Here is a 22282-nt window from a genome sequence, read left to right as displayed (position 1 = left end):
GCTAATCGTCGTCCTGGGTGTCGTCCTTCTCCGCTGCCTCATCGGCCTTATTGCGGCGTTTGCGCGGGCCGTCGACTTGCACCGAAGGGAAGCGCGAGGAGGCAAAACGCACCACCAGAATCGCCAACGCCAGCAGCAGAATCGCCCCGGAAACCATCACCACGCCCCAATCCGGCGTGTGATTGTGCGAAATGTCGGAAATCATCAGGCGAGTCAGCGCGGTAATGGCCACATAGATCATGAAACGGATCGGCATGTGGTTGGTCTTGAAATAGATCCCCACCATCGCCGCCAATTCCAGATAAATAAACAGCAGCAGGATGTCATCGACGGTGATGTGACCCTTTTCCAGCATGCCGAGAAAGGCCATCACCGCCGCCCAGGCGGTGATCGCGCCGATGGCGAACAGCGCCAGGTAGTGGAACGCCTCCATCGACAGATTGCCCAGGGATTCAGCCTGCTCATGCATGCGCTCGCGCGCACGCTCGGCCCAGTTTGTTTTCACCACGGAAACTCCTTGATTCGCGCCAGCAGGATGCTGCTCCGGCGCGGTGACAGTTAGGCCATGCAGGAAAAAGACCAGCGCTTAGGAGAAGCCGGCAAACACCGAAAAGGCACCGCGCGGCAGAATAAATTCAGCGATTAACGGGTCGGCGCGACTACGCCGCTACGGGCTGGCCAGGCATAGCAATGCTTGCCGGCTTCCTTGGCCTGGTACATCGCCGTGTCGGCAGCCGCTACCAGCCGGCGACGGTCCTCACCGTGCTGGGGGTATTGCGCCATGCCAATGCTGACGCCGACGCGCACCTGCGGCAAATCGGCCAGTAATGGCTGCTCCAGGGCCGCCATCAGGCGTTGCGCCAGGCGCTCGATGGCCGGCGCTTCGCCTTCGGCGATCACCGCGAACTCGTCGCCGCCCAGGCGCGCCAATATTTCGCCTTCGCGCACCGCTTCGCGCCAACGCTCGGCAATCGCCTTGAGCAAGCGGTCGCCGGTGGCGTGACCGTATTCATCGTTGACCGGCTTGAAGCCGTCCAGGTCGAGGTACATCAGCGCCACCTTGCGCTCGGCGCGCCGGGCCAAGGCCAACGCCTGGTCGAGCGACTCGTTGAACACGCGGCGATTCGGCAGTTGGGTCAAGGGATCGTGTTGCGATTCGAACGCCAACCGCTTGAGCAACTCGCCGCGCTCGCGCAAATCGCGGCGCAAGTCGCGGTAGACCAGCCCCAGCAAGGCGAGCATCGCCAAGGCAATGCCGCCGCCGCCCCAGAGCGCCACGCGCGAACGCAGCAGCAAGTCCGCACGCTGCTGCTCCAGCGCTTCGGTAATGTGCGCTTCCAAGCCACCAATGCGCAGGCGCAGTTCATCCATGTACACCTTGCCGCGGTCCTGCTGCATCAATTCACGCGCGGCCTCAAAGCCACGAGTGCGACGTAAGTCGATAATTTTATTCACCACCGCCATTTTCAGCTCGGCGAGGCGTTCGATGGCGACCAGATCGGCTTTGTGTGCGGCCAGCGCGGGGGTGTTATTCAAGCTTACAAATTGCCGTTCCAGGCGCTCGCTGGCTTTGGTGTAAGGCTCCAGGTACGCCTCTTTGCCGGTGAGCAGATAACCGCGCTGGCCGGTTTCAGCATCGGTGAGCAACGACAGCGTACCGGCCAGGCGGTACAGCGAGCGGTGCAAGCTTTCCAGATTCTGCCCATCGGCAATGTCCGCACGGCTGCCCCAGATCGCACCGACCACCACGAACAAACTCAGGTAAACGATGGCCAGTAAGGCAAACAGCTTTCGTTCGATACGACCTGCAAACGGCAGCATGGCGCACCTGCGTAAAGGGTTAGGAAAACCGGCTGAAGATGCGCGGATACTAGGCTTCGCCAGGGCGCCCAGCAAGGCCGGCATATAGCAATAGGCCAGCAATTTTTGCTGGCCGGCGCCTAACGTCCAGTAACAGATGCAAACCGTCGCGAAAACCAGCACAACCCCGTGCAAATGCCCTTAGCTTTGCCCCAGGCGGATCGCCCTCGCCGTTTGCCCGCTCGCGCGATGACTTACCGTTACGTAACTAATCGACAAAATCGTACGTACTAGACAAAAAAACCCTGGCAACGGATAACCAACGCCCTGACCGCCCCCCTCGATCGCAACGGCGCGAGCCAGCGGTCAGCCCAGCGTTTTAACTCGAAATGGAGATCTGCCATGGCCTTACCCTCGACCCGCGCGCGTCAGGCGCTACTCGCCGCCACCGTTGCCAGCACCGTCGCCTTCGGCATGCTGTTGCCGCTCAGCGCCAGCGCCGCGCCGGTGGCTAAACAGCAGACTCAGGTGCCCGGTTTCTACCGCATGGCGCTGGGCGATTTCGAAGTGACCGCGCTGTACGACGGCTATATCGACCTCGACAGCACACTGCTCAAAGGCGCCAGCGCCGAAAACATCCAGAGCTTGTTGGCGAAGATGTTCATCGAGTCGAGCAAGGGCGTGCAGACCGCCGTCAACGCATACCTGATCAACACTGGCAGCAATCTGGTGCTGGTCGATACCGGCGCCGCGCAATGCTTCGGGCCGACCCTCGGCGTGGTGCAAAACAACCTCAAAGCTGCCGGCTACAGCCTCGATCAGGTGGATAGCGTGCTGCTCACCCACCTGCACCCGGATCACGCCTGCGGCCTGCTCACCAGCGACGGCAAGGCCGCCTACCCGAATGCCACGGTATTCGTGCCCAAGGCCGAAGCCGACTACTGGCTGGACGCCGAGATCGCGGCCAAGGCAGCGCCAGCCAACCAGGGTTTCTTCAAAATGTCGCAAGCCTCGGTGGCACCCTACACGGCCGCTGGCAAACTGACGGTCTATGCCCAGGGCGACACATTACTTCCCGGCGTGAGTCTGGTGCCGACCCCAGGCCATACGCCGGGGCACACCTCTTACCTGTTCAGCTCCAACGCACAGAGCCTGCTGGTGTGGGGCGATATCGTGCACAGCCATGCGGTGCAATTCGCCCAGCCCGAAGTGGTCATCGAGTTCGACGTCGACAGCCCGAAAGCCCTGGCAAGCCGCAAGCAGGTGTTCGCCGATGCCGCCCGCGACAAACTCTGGGTCGCCGGTGCACACATGCCGTTCCCCGGGATCGGCCACGTGCGCAGCGAAGGCGCTGGCTACGCCTGGGTACCCAGTGAGTTCGGACCGCTGCGCAGCGACCGCTGATTCGTCGCCTGCACAGGCCGCCTGGGCGCAATGCCCAGGCGGTATCCGGTCACATACACCATCCCCTCAATCGGCTATGTTCAAACCCGGCGCGGCAATTGCCGCTGTTCAAAGCGGGCCGAGTTCTTTATGCTCGCCACCACTGTATATATAAACAGTTTCTTGTAACCCATCAGCGTGAAGGCGTAGAGGTGATGAATGGCCGTCGAAGTGGTGTACCGCAGCAGTCGGGATCTGGAGCGTTTATTTATGGATAAAGCCGAAGCCGATCGTCATGACAAGATGCTCGAACTGGCCGAGCTACTCACCGACGTGCTGCAAAAGGCCGTGCCTTCGCTGAACGAAGCGCAGGGTGAAGAACTGGGCATCTTTATGGCGAAAAACCGCGAAATCTTCGCCAAGGCCTTCAAGAACCAGCCCGATGCCCTGAGCGAACTGGAACAAGCCGCAAGCGAGTAAGTGCTCTGCCACGGGGCGTCGATCTGCCCAGGGCCGCATGCGTGCCGGCTTGGCAGACGTAGGGCGTACATGGCGCCGCCTGGTACGCCGGGCTGACCGCCATCGCCACCCTATGCATCTGGAGTCACGATACCCGGCCCTGATCAGCCTTCGGGCTGCTCCAATGCCTGCACCAAAGCCTTGAGAAAACGCGCCGCCTCGCCGCCGGTGACCGCGCGGTGGTCGAAGGTCAGCGACAGCGGCAGGATCGGGTGCACCAGCACCTTGCCGGCCACTGCCACCGGTTCGTCGCGGATACCGCCGGCACCGATAATCGCCACTTGCGGCGGCATGACAATCGGGTTGGCGTAGCGGCCGAACAAGGTGCCGAAATTGGACAGGGTCAGCGTGGCGCCCATCATTTCCTGCGGCGGAATCGAGCGCGCCTTGACGTCCGCACGCAGGCGCGCCGCACCCGCCTTCAAGTCTTCGGCGTTGCGCGCGCCGACATTGCGCAGCACCGGCACGAACAACCCATCCGGGCTGTCCACGGCAATGCCCAGGTCGAGCTGGTTGTGCTGCTTGATCGACAACGATTTGCCATCGAACCAACTGTTCAGCACCGGCTCGACCTCGCAGGCGGCGGCAATCGCCTGGGCGATCCGCACCAGCGGATCGCGCGCTTGCGCCCAGCGGTGCAGGTCGGCGTCAGCGACGATCACCACCGGCACCACCTCGGCATGCGCGCGCGCCATATTGATCGCCATGCTGCGCCGCACGCCACGCAGCTTGTCGCCGCCGAACTTGTCGCGGGCGCTCTGTGTGGCGGCCTCGACATCGCTGCGGGTGATCAGGCCATCGCTGCCGGAGCCATGCAACGTACTCAGGTCGACACCCAGCTGGCGGGCCAGCTGACGCACCGCAGGGGTCGCCCGCGGCGCCAGGTGTTCGCGGGTCGAAGGCGCGGCGCCGACGAAGAAGCTGTCGGCCTGGGCCTCGCCGCCCCCCTGCAGACGCCCAACCACGGTGCCGGCATCGGCTTCGCCCTCGTAGGCCAGCAGCGGCTCGCCGACATGCAGAATGTCGCCCTCCATGCCGAAGGTCTGCAACACCGTGCCGTCATAAGGCGCGGGGATGTCGACGATGGCCTTGGCGGTTTCCACCGATACCAGCAATTGGTCGGCTTTCACCACATCGCCGGCCTTGACGTGCCACTCGACGATCTCGGCTTCCTGCAGCCCCTCGCCCAGGTCGGGCAGTTTGAAATATTTCATGGCGTTCTCCCGATTCCACCGCTCCAGGTAGGAGCGGACTTGTCCGCGATAAGGTCATCAGCCATACAATCGTTCGCGGGCATGACCCGCTCCTACATGATCAGCGACCGGCTCGAAGACTGCGCCGCGCGCACCATTGCCCCCAAGGTTCAGGCGTAATTCAGCACCGTGTCGCAGGCCGCCACAATGTCCGCGACAGCGGGGATGTACAGCGGCTCCAGTCGGTACAGCGGCGGCGGAATATCCGGCGCGGTGACGCGCTGGATCGGCGCCTGCAAATCCAACAGCGCGCGCTCGTACAGGCTGGCGGCGATCTCGGCGCCGACGCCGCCGCTCTTCGGCGCCTCGTGCACGATCACGCAGCGCCCGGTCTTGCGCACCGAGGCCTCCAGGGTGTCGAGGTCCAGCGGCTTGATGCAGGCGACGTCAATCACCTCGGCGGACACCCCCTGCTCCGCCAGCTGTGCGGCGGCTTGCAGGGTTTCGTGGACGCTGGCGCCCCAGCTGATCAGGGTCAGGTCGCTGCCTTCGCGCAAGGTGAAGCAGCTGTCCAGCGGCAGGCGCTGGCCGTCGTCGACCAGCACTTGCGGGTTCATCCGGTACAAGCGGGTCGGTTCGAGGAAGATCACCGGGTCGGGATCGTCGATCGCCGCCAACAGCAGGCCGTAGGCGCGCGCCGGCGACGAGGGGATCAGCACCCGCAAGCCCGGAATATGCGCGAACAACGCCTCGGTGCTTTCGCTATGGTGCTCCGGCGCGCGGATGCCGGCGCCCATCGGGCTGCGCAGCACCAGCGGGCAGCTCAAGCGCCCACGGGTACGGCAACGCAGGCGGCTGGCGTGCGACACCAAGTGGTCCATGGCCGGGTAGATAAAGCCCATGAACTGGATTTCCAGCACCGGCTTCAAGCCTTGCGCGGCCATGCCCACCGCCAGACCGGCGATCATGGTTTCCGCCAGCGGCGTGTCGATCACCCGCTTGAAGCCAAAGGCGTCGCGCAAACCGGCGGTGGCGCGGAACACCCCGCCGTTGACGCCGACATCCTCGCCCAGCACCACGACATTCGCGTCCTCGCGCATCGCCCGATGCAGGGCTAGGTTGACCGCTTCGAGCAGGCTCAGCTTGGCGCTACTCATGACCGGCCTCCTGGCGACGAACCACGCGTTCGAGGAACAACGCGCGCTGCTCGGCCAACGCCGCCGGCCACTGCGCATAGACGTAATCGAGCGCCGCCTCGGGCGACGGCTGGCCGGCCTGCTCGAAGGCCTCCACCGCTTGCTGCACCCGTGCCTGACACTCGCCGATCAGTGCCTGTTCGCGGCGCTCGTCCCACACGCCCTGGCCGGCGAGAAAGGCTTGCAGGCGCTTGATCGGTTCTTCCTGCCAGGCCTGCTTCACTTCCTCGGCACTGCGGTAGCGGGTGGCGTCGTCGGCGGTGGTGTGGTCGCCGAGGCGGTAACTCAGGCACTCCAGCAGCACCGGCCCCTTGCCCTGCCGTGCGCGCTCAAGCGCCCACTGCATGCGCGCGTAAACCGCGAGGATGTCGTTGCCGTCAACCTGCTCGCCGGGAAAGCCGGCGCCGATGGCCTTCTGCGCCAGGGTCGGTGCGCCGCACTGGATACGCCGCGGCACGGAAATCGCCCACTGGTTGTTGTTGATCACGAACACCACCGGCAACTGCCAGGCGCCGGCCACGTTCAGCGCTTCGAGAAAGTCGCCCTTGCTGGTGGCGCCGTCGCCGCAGGTGGTCACGGCGACGCGCTGCTCGCCGCGAATCTTCATCGCCGTGGCCACGCCGCAGGCATGCAGGGCCTGGGTGGCGATGGGTACGCAGAGCGGGAAGTCCTCCGCCACGGCCGGGTTGACAAAGGCGCTGCCACGCTCGTCGCCGCCCCAGTAGAGGAGGATTTCTTCCATCTTTACCCCGCGCATCAATTGCACGGCGGTGTCGCGGTAATACGGCACCAACACGTCCTCGGCCTGCATCAGCGCACCGATGGCCACGCCGATCGCCTCCTGGCCGAGGGTCGGCGCATAGGTGCCGATGCGCCCGGTGCGTTGCAGGGCGACCGCCTTCTGGTCGAACAGACGCGTCAGCACCATCTGCCGGTACAGGCGGCGCAACAATTCGTGGTCGCCGGCCCACGCCGGCAAGCTGCCAAGCGGGCGGCCGCTGGGGTCGAGGTAGCGGGTATAGGGGAGTTGCAGACGCTCGGGCATGCTCGGTCTCCTCGACACCTTGTGGATGTCGCGTCGGCCCCCGGGGCTTGTGGTCTCGGGGGTGGCGCGAGGGCGCGGCGGCCGCGCCCTCGGCAATCGCTTCAGCTGGCGTTCAGCAAGCGCTCGGCCAAGGCATCGGCGACCCGCGCGGGTGAGCGCTTGTCGGCCTGGGCGTGGGCATAGATTTCGGTCAGACGCAGGCTGATCTGCGCCAGGTGCGCGGTGATCGCCGCCAGGCTTTCACCGCGGTGCTTGAGCGCGACGTAGATCAACCCGCCGGAATTGATCACGTAATCCGGGGCATAGAGAATCCCGCGCGCCTGCAAGGTGTCGGCGATCTCGCCGCTGGCCAGCTGGTTGTTCGCCGCGCCGGCGATTGCCGAGCAACGCAGCTGGCCGACGGTCTCGGCATTCAGCACGCCACCCAGGCCGCAGGGCGCGAGGATGTCGCAAGGGGTGGTGAGCAAGGCCTCGCTGGCCACCGGCTGGGCGCCGAGCTGCTCGACCGCCAGTTGCACGCGCCCGGCGTCCAGGTCGCTGACCAGCAATTCGGCACCGGCGGCATGCAGCTGCTCGGCCAGCGCATAGCCCACATTGCCGAGACCCTGGATGGCCACGCGCAGGCCTTCGAGGTCGTCGCTGCCCAACCGCGCCCGCGCTGTGGCGCGGATACCGGCGAAGACGCCCATGGCGGTGTGCGGCGACGGGTCGCCCTCGCTGGTGGTGCTGGTGACATGGTGGGTGTGCTGGGCGATGCAGTCCATGTCGGCGCTGGACGTGCCGCTGTCCATGGCGGTGATGTAGCGGCCATTGAGGGTTTCGATAAAGCGGCCGAAGGCTTCGAACAGCGCGCCACGGTTATCCACATGCGCCGGGCGGATGATTACCGCCTTGCCGCCGCCCTGGGCGATGCCGGCCAAGGCGGCTTTGTAGCTCATGCCCTGGGCCAGGCGCACGGCATCGCGAATCGCGCTTTGCTCGTCGGGGTAGGCCAGATAGCGGCAACCGCCAAGCGCCGGGCCGAGGCGGGTGTTGTGGATGGCAATAATGGCCTTGAGGCCGGTAAGCGGGTCCTGGGTGAGGTGCAATGCCTCAAGTCGGGCGGCTTCCATCATGGCGAACATGCTGTGGCTCCCTTGCTGCTTAACGGCAGTATAGGCGGCGTGCCCATGGGCAACCGACCGCACCGGTATAAGCACGCCAACAAGCCATGCTCGGCTGCATAAGCAAGTGCAAGGACTGGACGCGGCGCAGGCGGCCGGTTACAACGGGCTATCACAGGAGGTGTTCATGAGCCCGCGCCAAACCTGCCTTGCCTGCCTTGACCGTGAGCCACCCGCCCTCTTCGAGGCGGCCCTGTGGATCGCCGCCGAACACGACCCGGCGCTGCAACCGGCCGAGGTGCTGCGCGACCTCAACGGTTTGCAGCAACAGGTCAGCGCCGGCCTGCCCAACCTGCCTGCCGCAGAGCTGGCGCAACCGCTGCTGCGGCGCCTCAACGAACTGGACTTCCACGAAGACGACGACAGCCCGCTCAAGCCACAGGTGGCCTTGCTGCACAAAGTGCTGCAACGGCGCCGTGGGCAACCGCTGTCGCTGGCGTTGCTGGCCCTGGAGCTGGCGCAGCGTCTGCAAATTCCGCTGCAAGGGGTGAACTTCCCCGGACACTTCCTGCTCCGCGTACCCGGCGCCGACCACCTGCTCGACCCCTGCGGCGGGCGCCGTCTGTACACCCGCGACTGCCGCGAACTGCTGCTGCGCCACCTCGGTGCCAGCGCCGAGTTGTCCGCCAACCATCTACTTAGCTGCGATGCACGCAGCATGCTGCTGCGCTTGTCGCGCAACCTGCGCCAACTGCACCTGCTCGCCGAGGATTACCTGGCGGCGCTGAAAGACGCCGAGCGCGTACTGCTCCTGGGCACGCCAACGGTGGGCGATCACCTGGCGCGCGCCGAGCTCTATCAACGCCTGGATTGCCCGCAAGCCGAACGCTTCGATGTGCAGCACGCCCTGCTGCTGTGCGACGACCCGGCGCAACGCATGCTGCTCAGCGAACGCTTGCGTCAGCTGAGTACGGCGCCAGCGCTGCATTAGCCACAGCGCCTGCACCGGTTAGCGCAAGCGTTGAGCGATCAAGCTCCAGCCGTGCGGCGCGCCACGTAACCCAGCAGGCGCGCTCCCGCATTGCGCCGATGCTGGGTTATGGCGCACTTCGCGGGAGCATCGCTAGCGGCAGCGGCCCGAGCCACCCGACGAGAAACCGCTTAACCGCCGGCTAGGGGGCTACAACAACCCCTGAGCCTTGGCCTGCGCCACCGCCTGCGTACGCCGCGCCACACCAAGCTTGCCGTTGATCCGCCGCGCATGGGTTTTCACCGTGTGCAGGGAGATGAACAACTGCTCGGCGACTTCCTGGTTGGAACAGCCCTGGGCGATCAGGCGCAGCACCGCCAACTCACGGGCGCTGAGCGGCGCGTCCGCTGTTACCGCGACCTCGCTTGCCGTGCCCGGCGCGGCCACCTTCGCCTCGAACCACAGGCACTGGTAATTCAAGCGCTGGCGCAGGCTTTGCCCGGCCTGTCGCGCCTGCGCAGCGGCCGTGTACTCACCGCAGGCGCTGCAAGCCTCGGCATAACTCAACCACAGTTCGCTGGCGAGCGCCTGGCGGCCCTCGGTCAGGCTCTGTTCGAGCAAGGCGTATAACGCGATGCGCACATCTGTTCCCTCGGCCATATCCAGACACAGCAGCAAATGCTGCAAGCGTGGGATCAACTCGGGGAACGCCGGCGGCGGCAACATCGCCTGTTCGCGCTGCCGATAACCCAGCACGCGGGTCAACGCGATACGGGCCCGGTCATGGTGCCCCTGCCACATCCACAACCGGCTGCTGGCCAGGAGCAGTACCCCGCGATAGAGGGTTTCCGCCACGCGCTGGCGCTGCATCAGGCGCTCGGCCTCGGCCAGGCGCGCGAATGCGGCGGGCAGGTCCTGCTGCTGCGCCGCCAGTTCGGCCAGGCTCAGGTAGCCATAAAAAGCCCCGGGATCGCCGTAGTGCAAGGCTTCGGCGAGGCCGCACCGCAGCAGCTCGTCGGCCTCCGCGATGCACCCCTGACGCAGGGCCAGACGCCCCAGGCGCATATGCAGCCGCCCCCATACCGGGGTCTGCCGTAGAACCTGAATATCCAACTGCTTGAGCACCCGCAGCAGCAGCGTCTGGCCCCGCGCGAACTCGCCGCGCGCCTCCAGCAACAGCGCATGGTCGAGCTCCAGCAACGCCTCGAACACCGGGCTGCCGTAGCGGCGCGCCTGTTTCAGCGCTTCATAGCCCAGCCCCTGGGCCGCCTCCAGGTTGCCTTCGCCGATGGCCATCTGAGTCAGTAGCGAACGGCACAACAAGGCTTGCGCCCACGCGGCTTCCGGCAAGCCCTGCAAGGCCTCTTGCAGGTGCATGCGCGCGGTGGCCGTGTAGCCACGGCCGCACGCCGCAATGCCGCTCAGGGCCTGCCATTGGGCGAACAATTCGCTCGTGCGCTCGCCGTCCGGGCGCGGCTGGAAACGCGCCACCTGATCGGCACAGGCTTTCGCCTCGTCGACGCGACCGACCAACAGCAACACCCAGGCGTTCAACAGAATCAGCCGCGGGGTACTCGACAGCAGGCTCTCCGGCAGCTCGCCGCGCCAGCGCAGGATCAGCCCGAGGTCCTGGCCTTGCAGCAACTGCTCCTCGGTGAAGCGTTCGAGAAAACTCGCCGCCACCTCCGGTTGCCCGCCCTTGAGCGCATGCTCCACCGCTGCGCGCACATCGCCCTGGGCGGCGAACCACTGGCTGGCGTGCAGGTGCAGGCTGGCACAGGGCTCGGCCTTGCGCCGCTGTTGCAGCAAGACGGCCAAGGGCGGGAACACCTCGAACCAGTCGGCGGCGCCTTCCAGCTCGTCGATAAACACACCGCGCACGCGCAAGGCCTGCAACCATTCGGCGCCCTCGCCGACGCCCAGCAGATGCTCACAGAGCGCGCTGCTGAAACGTGGAATCTGCGCCAACTGGCAAAGCGCATGCAGCAGATCAGCCGGCAAGCCATGCAGCACTTCGTGCTCGATGTAATCGCGCAGCAGCGAGCTGTGCTCCTCACACAGCGCAGGCCCGGCCTCGCGCTCGCCCTGGGCGGCCAACAAACGCAGGCGCAAGGCCGCCGGCCAGCCCGCGGTCATGCCGTGCAATGCATCGGCCCAGGCCAGGCGCGACGGATCGACCTGGTGCAGCCAGAGGCCGACTTCGCCAGCGCCGAACGCCAGGTCGCGGTGATCCAGCTCGAACAGCTCACCCTCCAACAGCAGGCGCGGCAGGTTGCAATTGGGCCGCCGGCGGCTGCCCAGCCACCAGTTCAGGTTCGCCGGGGACACGCCGATCAGGTGGTCGAGGCAGGCATCGAGCGCGTCGTCGGGCTCGCGCGGGTAATCGTTGAGCATGATCCACAGCGCCCGCTCTTCGGCGGCCAAGGCGGCGCCCAACTGCGCCTCGTCGAGCGCCGGCGGATAGCCCAGGGCACTGGCCAACTGTCGACAAAACGCGGCGGCCGAGCCCGTCCAGGTCGCACAGTTGAGCCACAACGGCGTGTACTCGGGCGGGCAGGCCCGCGCGCAATCGGCGAGCAGCACCGACTTGCCGAACCCGGCCGGGGCGACCAACAGGCGTAACCGACACGCTTCGCCGAGCAGGCGCTGCTGCAAGGGCTGGCGCTGAATATGCCCAGGCGGCTGCCGGGGCAATCCGCTCTTGCCACAGGACGGCAACGCGATGGGGGGAGATGGCGCGTAGGCGGTCATGACGACTCGTAATTATTTTTATCAGGGGGCCGATGCCTCAGGCTAGTCGGCAATCGCCACGCGCCCCAGCTCTATCACGCCGCCTGATAAGCGCCGATAAAAAAGGCTCGATACCCATTATGTGTTGAAACGTGCCGCCGGCTAGGCGATGCCTGGAACGCGGTAATGCGTAGGGTGGGTTAGGCGCATGACCATGGACTATCGGCGGCTGCATAGTCCGTTGCGCCGTAACCCACCAAAGGGGGCAGGCCGATTAACCCTTGGTGGGTTACGTGGCGCATCCAGTACGCAGTTGCTCTGTCAGCTCGCCTCAGCGCCACTAACCCACCCTACCGAATCTGCGTACAACCGTTAACGGATACAAAGCCATAAAAAAGGCGGCCCGCAGGCCGCCCAATCACGGAGCAAGGTTGCCCAAACAGCGCCTCAGCGCACCCCGCTGCTGCGCAGGGCCGCCGGGGTGAAATCCGCACCGGAGGCACGGAAGCCGAACTGCAGCGGCTGACGCTCTTCGTTGAACAGGCCGATGGAGATGTAGCGCCCGCCAAGCAGGTCGTACAGCACCTCGGTGGCAAAGCCTGCCAGTTGCTCGCTGTAGTTGAAGTAATGATGCCCTTCCGCTACGCGCCACAGCGCACCACGACCATCGTAGTGATCGACCAGGGCGATCTGCCAGCTGTCTTCGTCGACATACAGTTTGCGTTTGGCATAGATATGCCGCTCGTCGGTTTTCACCGTAGCTTCCACTTCCCAGACCCGATGCAGCTCGTAACGGGTCAGGTCCTGGTTGATATGGCCCGCCTTGAGAATGTCGTCGTATTTCAGGTCAGGCTGGGTCAAGCGCAAACTGTTGTAGGGGATGTACATCTCCTTCTTGCCGATCAGCTTCCAGTCGTAGCGATCCGGCGCGCCGGAGTACATGTCGAAGTTGTCGGTGGTGCGCATGCCGTCCGACGCGGTGCCCGGGCCGTCGTAGGCCACTTGCGGGGCGCGGCGCACGCGGCGCTGGCCGGCGTTGTAGACCCAGGCCAGGCGCGGTTCCTTGACCTGATCGATGGTCTCGTGCACCAGCAGCACGTTACCGGCCAGGCGCGACGGCGCGGTGACCCGTTGCTTGAAGAACAGCAGCACGTTGCCGGCTTTCTCCGCATCCAGGCCGTCGACGTTCTGCGGGAAGGCGACCTCGTCCTCGAACTTGACCAGGGTGTAGGCGCCATTGGCCTGCGGCGCGGCCTGGACGATCTGCCGGCGCACGTTCTGCCCCCGGTAGCGGGTGATGTGGTTCCACACCACCTCGACCCCGCTCTTGGGGATCGGGAAGGCGTAGGCGCGACAGCCCAGGTAATTTTGCAAGCCGTTGCCGCCGTCAATCGCGGTGACCGTGGTGGCGCAGGTCTTGGTGGTGTCGTAGACCGCCTGCGGATGGGCCATGGTGCGGTGGGTCGGGTACACCGGAATGCGGTAGGTCTCCGGGTAGCGCTTGAGCATCGCCAACTGGCCGTCGGAGAGCTTGTCGCGGTATTGCTCGGCGTTCTGCGCGGTGATCACGAACTGCGGCTTTTCGGCGGCGAAGGGGTTGCTGAGGATGCCGCGGGCATCGGCGCTGCCGGTCGTCGGGCTCTGCCCGCCGGTCCAGGCCGGAATAGTGCCATCGGCATTGCCGGCCATTTGCGCGCCCAGCGGGGTCAGTGTGCTCCCCAGTTGCGCGGCTTCATCGGCGGAAACCGCCGCCAGCACGGCGGCAGACATCAGTGACAGCGCCAACACGCCGGTTTGCAGGATTCTTGTGCTGTTCATCATGTACGGGTCCTTTGCGCGTCGTTGATCAGAAGTTCACACCGAAACTCAGGGCGACGAAGTCACGATCGGTGATCGTGTTGTAGTCGCCACCGAAGAAGTCGGTGTAACTGAGGCTGGCGTTGTAGGTGTTCTGGTAATCGGCGTTGAGGCCGACGCTGACCGCCTTGCTGCCCTCGTTGAAGTTCGGCCCGTAACCGTCGACGTCATGCGACCAGGCCACGCTCGGGCTCAGGTTGACCCCGGCGAATACGTTGCTGTAGTCCAGGCTGGCGCGCGCGCGGTAACCCCAGGAGCTGCTGGTGAAGAAGCCGTCACCCTGGCACTCGTCCGGATTGGCGGCGTTGAACGCGCCGCACACGCCCGGCACGCTGAACTCGCCGGCGCCGTAGATCGGATCGCGGCCAAAACGCAGCTCGCTGACGTCATCGCTGATGCCGCTGATGTGGTTGTAGCCAACCTCGCCCAGCAGGGTCAGGCGGCTGGCGCCGAGTACCCGGTCGATAAACTGCACCGCGGTGACCTGCGCCTGGGTGAAGGGCTTGCGCTCGTAACCATGGATATCCGCGCCCGCGACGTTCTGCGCATGACCGCTCTCGAATACGGGATTGAATGGCAAACCCAGCGCGGCGAACGACAGGTCGGTGGAGTTGATCGATATCGGCATGTTCGGCCGGTAACTCAGCTCGCCGGATAACGCGGTGCCGCCGAGGTTGGTCTGGAAGCTCATGCCATACAGGCGGATGTCCTCCGGGTACTCCATGAAATAACGCGCATTCGGCGCACCGGGAATAAACGTGACGAAGTTCGGCGTAGTCGTACGGACGGTGCTGAATACCGGGTTGCGGCTGTGGTAATTCATCGCGTACAGGCCGAACTCGGTGTCGTTCAGCGCTTCGGCGAACCAGCGCAGGGCCACGCCATACTGGCCGCTGTCACGCGCATCGCGGTCACCGGCACGCGGGATGTAGGCGTTGTCGACAAACGAGTTGGTCGACTCGCCGGGCGGCAGATCGGCACCGAGCACCACCAGGCGGTCGTCGCAGCCGTCGGCCGCGACATCGGCGGTGGAGAAGAAGGTGCCGCAGTTATCCACCACGGTCTGGTCCCACTCCAGCTGATAGAAGGCCTCCATGCTCAGGGTATCGCTCAGGCTCTGCGAGACGTAGAGCATGTTGACCGGGATCAGGCCTTCCTTGATCTCCGCGCCAGGCCGGCGGAAGGCCGCCACGTCGATCGGGTTGATCGAGTTGATGCTGTTGCCGATAAAGGTGCTCTCGCCCCAGCTGACCACCTGCTTGCCGACCCGCACGCTGCCGGGCAGGTCGCCGAGGTTGTAGTTGTGGTAGAGGAAGGCATCGAGGATTTCCGCCCCGGACGACTGCGCCGCGGTTTTCCGGTTGCTGTCGTCGATGTCGTAGAACAGCCGGCTTTCGTCTTTGGTCTCGAAGTCGTACCAATATTTGCCGCGGATAAACACCCCGGTGTTGCCGTACTTCAACTCAAGGTCGTGAATGCCCTTGAAGATCTTCGAGAAGGTTTCGCCTTTCTTGAAGTTCAGCCGGCCGTCATCCGAGGTGCGCGAAGACGCCTTGCCGCCGCTGGCCACCGAAATGAAATCCGGGTCCGCCCCGCGTACCCCCCAACTGGCACCCACGGACAGCGCGGAATCGAACTGCGCTTCGAGCTCGCCGACATTGAAGGTAATCGCCTGGACCGGCGCGACACAGCCTAACGCGACGGCAACGGCCAGTGCGCGCGGCTGGAAGATGGCATGTCTTGTTTTTGTTGTCATGCGGCTCTCCTGGAAAGCGTGGTTTCGTGTTGAAGCGCCACGCTACCCAGTCGCCCCAGGGTGGATAAGCGCCCGAAAGAGGTATTTGCCGTGTCAGCCGAAAGAGTGAACAGCCCGGCTAGACGGGCGCTTTGCCGCCGGCCCATGCGCCGACGCAATGGCCCACCATTGCGCCGATGAATAGCGCCGCAGGGGTGCCCCAACACAGGCGCGCCGTGCCACGACAAAGCGCCTGCCGCCGGGTAGGCTTGGGGTTCAACGCCCGAGGAATGCCCCGATGCCGACCCGCCCCGCCATCAGCCTGTGGATGGATCAACTCGCCCCACAGCCGCCGCGCCCCTCGCTGCAAGGCAGCCTCACGGTCGATGTGGCAATCGTCGGCGCCGGTTACACCGGGCTGTGGACCGCCTACTACCTCAAGCGCCAGGCGCCCGCGCTGCGCGTCGCCATCGTCGAGGCCGAATACGCCGGGTTTGGCGCCTCCGGACGTAACGGCGGCTGGCTGATGGGCAACCTGCTCGGCGATGACCGCCTGCTCGCCGGACTGCCCGCCGAACAGCGGCGCGCGGGTTTCGACCTGCTGCACGGGATTCCCGATGAAGTCGCCACGGTGCTGCAACGCGAAGGGATCGACTGCGACTACCGCAAAGGCGGCGTGCTGTATTGCGCGGCGCGCTACCCGGAGCAGGAGCAGCGCCTGCGCGCCTGGCTCGACGCCTTGCACCGGGAAGGCCTGAGCAACGCCGACTACCGCTGGCTGGTGCCCGCCGAGCTGAATGCGCAGCTGCGCGTCAACAACCCGCTGGGCGCCATCTACAGCCCGCACTGCGCAACCCTCCAGCCGGCCAAGCTGGTGCGCGGCCTGGCCGAGGCGGTAGAGCGCCTCGGCGTGCCGCTGTTCGAGCAGAGCCGCGTCAACCACTGGCAACCCGGCCTGCTGCGCACCGACCAGGGCGAGCTGCGCGCCGAGTGGGTCGTGCCGGCGGTGGAAGGTTACGCCGCCGAACTGCCGCTGCTGCGCCGCTACCAATTGCCGGTGCAGAGCTTGCTGGTGGCCACCGAACCGTTATCCGCCCGGCAGTGGCAGGCCATCGGCCTGGAACGCGGCCAGGCCTTCAGCGAGTTCAGCCGCCAGGTCACCTACGGCCAACGCAGCGCCGACGACCGCCTGGTGTTCGGCGCCCGCGGCGGTTATCGCTTCGGCGGGCGCCTACGCGATGACTTCGACCTCAACGCCGACGAAGTCGGTCTGCGTCGCTACCTGTTCGGCGAACTGTTCCCGCACCTGCGCAACGTCGCGATCAGTCACCGCTGGGGCGGCAACCTCGGCATGGCGCGGCGCTTCCAGCCGCACATGCTGCTCGACCGCGCCGGCCGCATCGCCCTTTCCGGCGGCTACGGCGGCGAAGGCGTCGGCGCCAGCAACCTCGGCGGGCGCACCCTGGCCGACCTGATCCTCGGCCGCCAGACCGCGCTCACCGCGCAGCCCTGGGTGCTCGGTGAGCGCCCGGTAACGGCGCTCAAAGCCTGGGAGCCGGAGCCCTGCCGCTGGCTCGGCTATAACGCGATCATCCGCAGCTTCGCCCATGAAGACCACGTGCTGGCCAATCCGCGCAGCGCGCCCTGGCGCCGCGCCCTGGCCAGGCGTCTGGCCGACTGCATGGAAAGCCTGATGCGCTAACCGCCGCGCCGAACAACGTATCGATTTCAATACAGCGTAATGAAAGCGACACAAAGCTGTCAGCCCGCGACACGCGCGGCTTTGCCCGACAGTTGCCGCCCCCGCCCGCGGCAACTGTATCGAATTCGCTACAAAGCGAAATTCAAGGCTCATCCAAAAACAATATAAGTTATTGTTTTTATTGATAAAAATAACAATGGCACCACCCTTGCTATTGCTCTTCGTCAATGCTCGCTGCCTGGCACGAGCACCTTGATCATCGCCCGCACGAGAAACGGGTGAGCCTGACCACTTTGAGGAGTTCACATGAGCGAATTGCGTTTTACCGTCGATCACGAATGGCTGCGTCAGGATGCCGATGGTTTGGTCACCGTGGGCATCACCGCCTATGCCCAGGAAGCCCTGGGTGACGTGGTATTCGTGCAATTGCCCGACGCGCAGAGCTACGCCGCAGGTGACGAAGTGGCCGTGCTGGAATCGGTAAAAGCCGCCAGCAACATCGCCATGCCGCTCGACGGTGAAGTGCTCGAAGTCAACGCCGACCTCGAAGGCAACCCGGAGTTGGTCAACGAAGATCCGCTGGGCAAGGGCTGGTTCTTCCGCTTCCGCCCGACCGACGCCAGCGCCGTGGCCGCCCTGCTCGACCAGGCCGCCTATGAACGCCTGCTCAACGCCAACGCCGACGCCTGAGAATCGACATGACCGATCTGACCACCCAGAACGAATTCATCGCCCGGCATATCGGCCCGCGTGCGACCGATACCGCCGCCATGCTCGACACCCTCGGCTTCGACTCCCTCGACGCGCTGACCGCCAGCGTGATCCCGGAGAGCATCAAGGGCAGCAGCGTGCTCGGCGACCAGCCGGGTCTCAGCGAAGCCGACGCCCTGGCCACCATTAAAGCCATCGCCGGGCAGAACCAGCAGCTCAAGACCTACATCGGTCAGGGCTACTACGGCACCCACACGCCGAGCCCGATCCTGCGTAACCTGCTGGAAAACCCGGCCTGGTACACCGCCTACACCCCCTACCAGCCGGAGATTTCCCAGGGTCGCCTGGAAGCCCTGCTGAACTTCCAGACCCTGATCAGCGACCTCAGCGGCCTGCCGATCGCCAACGCCTCCTTGCTCGATGAGGCCACCGCGGCTGCCGAGGCCATGACCTTCTGCAAGCGCCTGTCGAAGAACAAGGCCAGCAACACCTTCTTCGCCTCGCAGCACTGCCACCCGCAAACCCTCGACGTGCTGCGCACCCGCGCCGAGCCGTTGGGCATCGAGGTGGTGATCGGCGACGAAGCCGCCATCGGCGATGCCAGCGCCTACTTCGGCGCGCTGCTGCAATACCCGGCGAGCAATGGCGACATCTTCGATTACCGCGCGCTGGTCGAGCGCTTCCACGCCGTCGGCGCGCTGGTTGCCGTGGCCGCCGACCTGCTGGCCCTGACCCTGCTCACCCCGCCGGGCGAGTTCGGCGCCGACGTGGCCCTGGGCAGCGCCCAGCGCTTCGGCGTGCCACTGGGCTTCGGCGGCCCGCACGCCGCCTACTTCGCCACCCGCGACGCCTTCAAACGTGACATGCCGGGCCGCCTGGTCGGCGTCTCGGTCGACCGTTTCGGCAAGCCGGCCCTGCGCCTGGCCATGCAAACCCGCGAGCAGCACATCCGCCGCGAGAAGGCCACCAGCAACATCTGCACCGCCCAGGTGCTGCTGGCCAACATCGCCAGCATGTACGCCGTGTACCACGGCCCGGTGGGCTTGACCCGCATCGCCAAGCGCGTGCACCAGCTCACCGCGATCCTCGCCCAAGGCCTGAGCAAGCTCGGCCTGGTGGTGGAACAAGCGCATTTCTTCGACACCCTGAGCCTGGCCAGTGGCGCGCGCACCGCGCAGCTGCACCAGCAGGCGCGCGCGATGGGCATCAACCTGCGCGAAATCGACGGCGAACGCCTCGGCCTGTCGCTGGACGAAACCACCGACCAAGCCGCCGTCGAACACCTGTGGGAAGTCTTCGCCGAGCCGGGCCAGAGCCTGCCGAACTTCAGCGAACTGGCCGCCAGCGTTGCCGGGCGCCTGCCGCACGACCTGCTGCGGCAGTCGGCGATCCTCGCGCACCCGGTGTTCAACCGTTACCACTCGGAAACCGAGCTGATGCGCTACCTGCGCAAGCTCGCTGACAAGGGCCTGGCGCTGGACCGCAGCATGATCCCGCTGGGTTCCTGCACCATGAAGCTCAACGCCGCCAGCGAGATGATCCCGGTGACCTGGGCCGAGTTCGGCAACCTGCACCCCTTCGCCCCCGCCGAGCAGAGCCAGGGCTACCAGCAGCTGACCGACGAACTGGAGGCCATGCTCTGCGCCGCCACCGGTTATGACGGTATCTCCCTGCAGCCGAACGCCGGCTCCCAGGGCGAATACGCCGGTCTGCTGGCGATCCGCGCTTACCACCAGAGCCGTGGCGACGAGCAGCGCGACATCTGCCTGATCCCGCAATCGGCCCACGGCACCAACCCGGCGACCGCCAGCATGGCCGGCATGCGCGTGGTGGTGACCGCCTGCGACGCACGCGGCAACGTCGACATCGCCGACCTGCGCGCCAAGGCCGAAGAACACAAGGAGCGCCTGGCGGCGCTGATGATCACCTACCCGTCGACCCACGGCGTGTTCGAGGAAGGCATCCGCGAGATCTGCGCGATCATTCATGACAACGGCGGCCAGGTGTACATCGACGGCGCCAACATGAACGCCATGGTCGGCCTCTGCGCCCCAGGCCAGTTCGGCGGCGACGTCTCGCACCTGAACCTGCACAAGACCTTCTGCATCCCGCACGGCGGCGGCGGTCCGGGCGTCGGCCCGATCGGCGTCAAGGCGCACCTGATTCCGTTCCTGCCCGGCCACGGCCACATGGCGCGCAAGACCGGCGCGGTCAGCGCCGCGCCATTCGGCAGCGCGAGCATTCTGCCGATCACCTGGATGTACATCCGCATGATGGGCGGCGAAGGCCTCAAGCGCGCCTCGCAGATGGCGATTCTCAACGCCAACTACATCGCCCGTCGCCTGGAAGAGCACTACCCGGTGCTCTACAGCGGCGAAGGCGGCCTGGTGGCGCACGAGTGCATCCTGGATATCCGTCCGCTCAAGGAGACCAGCGGCATCAGCGTCGACGATGTGGCCAAGCGCCTGATCGACTTCGGCTTCCACGCCCCGACCATGTCGTTCCCGGTGGCCGGCACGCTGATGATCGAGCCGACCGAAAGCGAATCCAAGGAAGAACTGGACCGCTTCTGCGACGCCATGATCGCCATCCGCGAAGAAATTCGTGCGGTGGAACAAGGCGACCTGGACAAAGACGACAACCCGCTGAAAAACGCCCCGCACACCGCCCTGGAACTGGTCGGCGAGTGGACTCACGCCTACAGCCGCGAGCTGGCCGTGTACCCGACCGCCAGCCTGATCGAAGGCAAGTACTGGCCGCCGGTTGGCCGCGTCGACAACGTGTTCGGCGACCGCAACCTGATCTGCGCCTGCCCATCCATCGAGGCCTACCAGGACGCCTAACCGAGCAATCACGGCCCTGTAGGGTGGACATGGCGAAGCCTTGTCCACCAACCAGGCGCCCTACAAGGTCGCTGAATGCTCAGCGGTCGCAACAGAGTTTGTGGGTGTGCGCTGTGCGCCCTTGTGTCGGCAAAACCCATGACGCACAGCGCACACCCTCAACTATCTCCGCCGCCTGGCAGCGGAAGCAGGCAACACCGTTCCTCCCATTGCGGCACAACCGCACGACAGCCCTTATTCGGCACGGGTCACCCCCGCGCTCTAACAACAAGAAAAGGAGCGTTACATGGAATTCCTCTCTTCCCTGGTCAACCAAATCAACGGCCTTGTCTGGGGCCCCCCCATGCTGGTGATGATCCTCGGCACTGGCCTGTTCCTCATGCTGCGCCTGAAGTTCATGCCGCTGGCGAAGATCGGCCACGGCTTCAAGCTGATGTGGCAAGGCCGTAAAAAAGACGACGAAGAAAGCGGCGAAATCAGCCCGTTCCAGGCGCTGATGACCTGCCTGGCCGCCACGGTCGGCACCGGCAACATCGCCGGCGTCGCCACTGCGATTTTCCTCGGCGGCCCTGGCGCGCTGTTCTGGATGTGGTGCACGGCGCTGGTCGGCATGGCCACCAAGTATTGCGAAGTGGTGCTGGCGGTGCATTACCGCGAGAAAGACGAGCGCGGCGAGCATGTCGGCGGGCCGATGTATGCGATCAAGAACGGTCTGGGCAAGAAGTGGCTGTGGCTGGGCACCGCGTTCGCCATCTTCGGCGGCTTCGCCGGGTTCGGCATCGGCAACATGGTCCAGGTCAACAGCATGGCGCATGCCCTGGAAACCACCTTCGCCATCCCGCTGTGGGCCACCGGCCTGGTGACCATGGTGATCACCGGCCTGGTGATCCTCGGCGGCATCAAGCGCATCGGTAAAGTCGCGGCCGCCCTGGTGCCGTTCATGTGCGTGGCCTATATCGTCGCCTCGTTGGTGGTGCTGGTGGTGTTCTCCGACGCCATTCCCGGCGCCTTCGAGCTGATCTTCACCCACGCTTTCACCCCGGTCGCGGCCACTGGCGGCTTCGCTGGCGCGGCAGTGATGGCGGCGATCCGTTTCGGTGTCGCGCGCGGCATCTTCTCCAACGAAGCGGGCCTCGGCACCGCCGGTATCGCCCAGGCGGCCGGCACCACCAACAGCCCGGTACGTTCGGGGATGATTGGCATGCTCGGGACGTTTATCGACACCATCATCATCTGCTCGATGACTGGCCTGGCGATCATCTGCTCCGGCGTATGGACCAGCGGCGCCAGCGGTGCGGCGCTCTCGGCGGCAGCCTTCGAGTCGGCCATGCCGGGCTTCGGTGGCGCGCTGTTGAGCATCGCCCTGGTGGTATTCGCCTTCACCACCATCCTCGGCTGGAGCTACTTCGGCGAGAAATGCTGGGAATTCATGGTCGGCACCAAGGCGATCATGCCGTTCCGCATCGTCTGGGTGCTGGCGGTGCCGTTCGGCGCC

Annotated in this window: 16 protein-coding genes; 7 read left to right on the top strand and 9 right to left on the bottom strand. The window is 65.4% G+C overall.

The genetic code is table 11. The features are described 5' to 3' along the window. Nucleotide 1: 1 nt before the first annotated feature. Together B3M58_RS21520 and B3M58_RS21515 are read right to left on the bottom strand one after the other, a co-directional pair. Entirely contained in the window at nt 2-505 is a 504-nt protein-coding gene (locus B3M58_RS21520; protein WP_296222354.1) for a phosphate-starvation-inducible protein PsiE, read from the bottom strand. Nucleotides 506-642: 137 nt separating this feature from the next. Further along, nucleotides 643-1821, bottom strand: a complete 1179-nt coding sequence (locus B3M58_RS21515) for a diguanylate cyclase domain-containing protein (protein WP_296222352.1) — start codon at nt 1819-1821, stop codon at nt 643-645. A gap of 381 nt (nt 1822-2202) precedes the next feature. On the opposite strand from B3M58_RS21515, the gene B3M58_RS21510 reads away from it, so the two are divergent. Both B3M58_RS21510 and B3M58_RS21505 read left to right on the top strand, forming a co-directional pair. Beyond that, nucleotides 2203-3204, top strand: a complete 1002-nt coding sequence (locus B3M58_RS21510; RefSeq protein ID WP_414704121.1) for an MBL fold metallo-hydrolase — start codon at nt 2203-2205, stop codon at nt 3202-3204. Between the two features lie 198 nt (nt 3205-3402). After that, nucleotides 3403-3663: a YebG family protein gene (locus B3M58_RS21505; protein ID WP_296222350.1), complete on the top strand. Its 261-nt coding sequence runs from the start codon at nt 3403-3405 to the stop codon at nt 3661-3663. 143 nt (nt 3664-3806) lie between these two features. On the opposite strand, the gene B3M58_RS21500 is transcribed toward B3M58_RS21505, so the two are convergent. The 4 genes from B3M58_RS21500 to B3M58_RS21485 all read right to left on the bottom strand — a co-directional run bounded on the left by B3M58_RS21500 (nt 3807) and on the right by B3M58_RS21485 (nt 8260). Beyond that, the gene (locus B3M58_RS21500) at nt 3807-4916 is read right to left on the bottom strand and encodes a dihydrolipoamide acetyltransferase family protein (RefSeq protein ID WP_296222349.1); all 1110 of its coding nucleotides are present in this window, start codon (nt 4914-4916) and stop codon (nt 3807-3809) included. Nucleotides 4917-5065: 149 nt separating this feature from the next. Further along, nucleotides 5066-6052 (bottom strand): alpha-ketoacid dehydrogenase subunit beta, encoded by a 987-nt coding sequence (locus tag B3M58_RS21495; RefSeq protein WP_296222347.1) that lies wholly within the window; start codon nt 6050-6052, stop codon nt 5066-5068. Next, nucleotides 6045-7136 (bottom strand): pyruvate dehydrogenase (acetyl-transferring) E1 component subunit alpha, encoded by a 1092-nt coding sequence (gene pdhA / locus B3M58_RS21490; protein ID WP_296222345.1) that lies wholly within the window; start codon nt 7134-7136, stop codon nt 6045-6047. The genes B3M58_RS21495 and pdhA overlap by 8 nt, the downstream gene beginning before the upstream one ends. 101 nt (nt 7137-7237) lie before the next feature. Then, the gene (locus B3M58_RS21485) at nt 7238-8260 is read right to left on the bottom strand and encodes a Leu/Phe/Val dehydrogenase (protein ID WP_296222344.1); all 1023 of its coding nucleotides are present in this window, start codon (nt 8258-8260) and stop codon (nt 7238-7240) included. A 166-nt stretch (nt 8261-8426) separates the two neighbouring features. Between B3M58_RS21485 and B3M58_RS21480 the strand changes: the two genes are divergently transcribed. Continuing rightward, on the top strand, nt 8427-9230 hold the full coding sequence (locus tag B3M58_RS21480) for a SirB1 family protein (RefSeq protein ID WP_296222341.1): 804 nt from the start codon (nt 8427-8429) through the stop codon (nt 9228-9230). A gap of 189 nt (nt 9231-9419) precedes the next feature. On the opposite strand, the gene B3M58_RS21475 is transcribed toward B3M58_RS21480, so the two are convergent. The 3 genes from B3M58_RS21475 to B3M58_RS21465 form a co-directional block, all read right to left on the bottom strand. Further along, nucleotides 9420-11960, bottom strand: a complete 2541-nt coding sequence (locus tag B3M58_RS21475) for a LuxR C-terminal-related transcriptional regulator (RefSeq protein ID WP_296222340.1) — start codon at nt 11958-11960, stop codon at nt 9420-9422. 426 nt (nt 11961-12386) lie between these two features. Next, nucleotides 12387-13757 carry a DUF1329 domain-containing protein gene (locus B3M58_RS21470; RefSeq protein ID WP_296222339.1) on the bottom strand — a complete coding sequence of 457 codons (1371 nt, stop codon included), beginning with the start codon at nt 13755-13757 and terminating at the stop codon, nt 12387-12389. A gap of 28 nt (nt 13758-13785) precedes the next feature. Beyond that, nucleotides 13786-15552 carry a DUF1302 domain-containing protein gene (locus B3M58_RS21465; RefSeq protein ID WP_296222338.1) on the bottom strand — a complete coding sequence of 589 codons (1767 nt, stop codon included), beginning with the start codon at nt 15550-15552 and terminating at the stop codon, nt 13786-13788. 277 nt (nt 15553-15829) lie between these two features. Here B3M58_RS21465 and B3M58_RS21460 point away from each other — a divergent pair, with 277 nt between their 5' ends. From B3M58_RS21460 to B3M58_RS21445, 4 genes are all read left to right on the top strand, one after another. Continuing rightward, nucleotides 15830-17233, top strand: coding sequence for an NAD(P)/FAD-dependent oxidoreductase (locus B3M58_RS21460; protein ID WP_296222337.1), 1404 nt, complete (start codon nt 15830-15832; stop codon nt 17231-17233). Nucleotides 17234-17539: 306 nt separating this feature from the next. After that, nucleotides 17540-17923, top strand: a complete 384-nt coding sequence (gcvH, locus tag B3M58_RS21455) for a glycine cleavage system protein GcvH (protein WP_296222336.1) — start codon at nt 17540-17542, stop codon at nt 17921-17923. Between the two features lie 8 nt (nt 17924-17931). Continuing rightward, the gene (gene gcvP / locus B3M58_RS21450) at nt 17932-20787 is read left to right on the top strand and encodes an aminomethyl-transferring glycine dehydrogenase (protein ID WP_296222335.1); all 2856 of its coding nucleotides are present in this window, start codon (nt 17932-17934) and stop codon (nt 20785-20787) included. 286 nt (nt 20788-21073) lie between these two features. Continuing rightward, nucleotides 21074-22282: alanine/glycine:cation symporter family protein (locus B3M58_RS21445; protein WP_296222334.1), on the top strand; the 1209-nt coding region annotated here is incomplete at its 3' end.

The organism is Pseudomonas sp. UBA2684, from assembly GCA_002354655.1.
Lineage (GTDB): Bacteria > Pseudomonadota > Gammaproteobacteria > Pseudomonadales > Pseudomonadaceae > Aquipseudomonas.
This window is presented reverse-complemented; position numbering and strand designations above follow the sequence as displayed.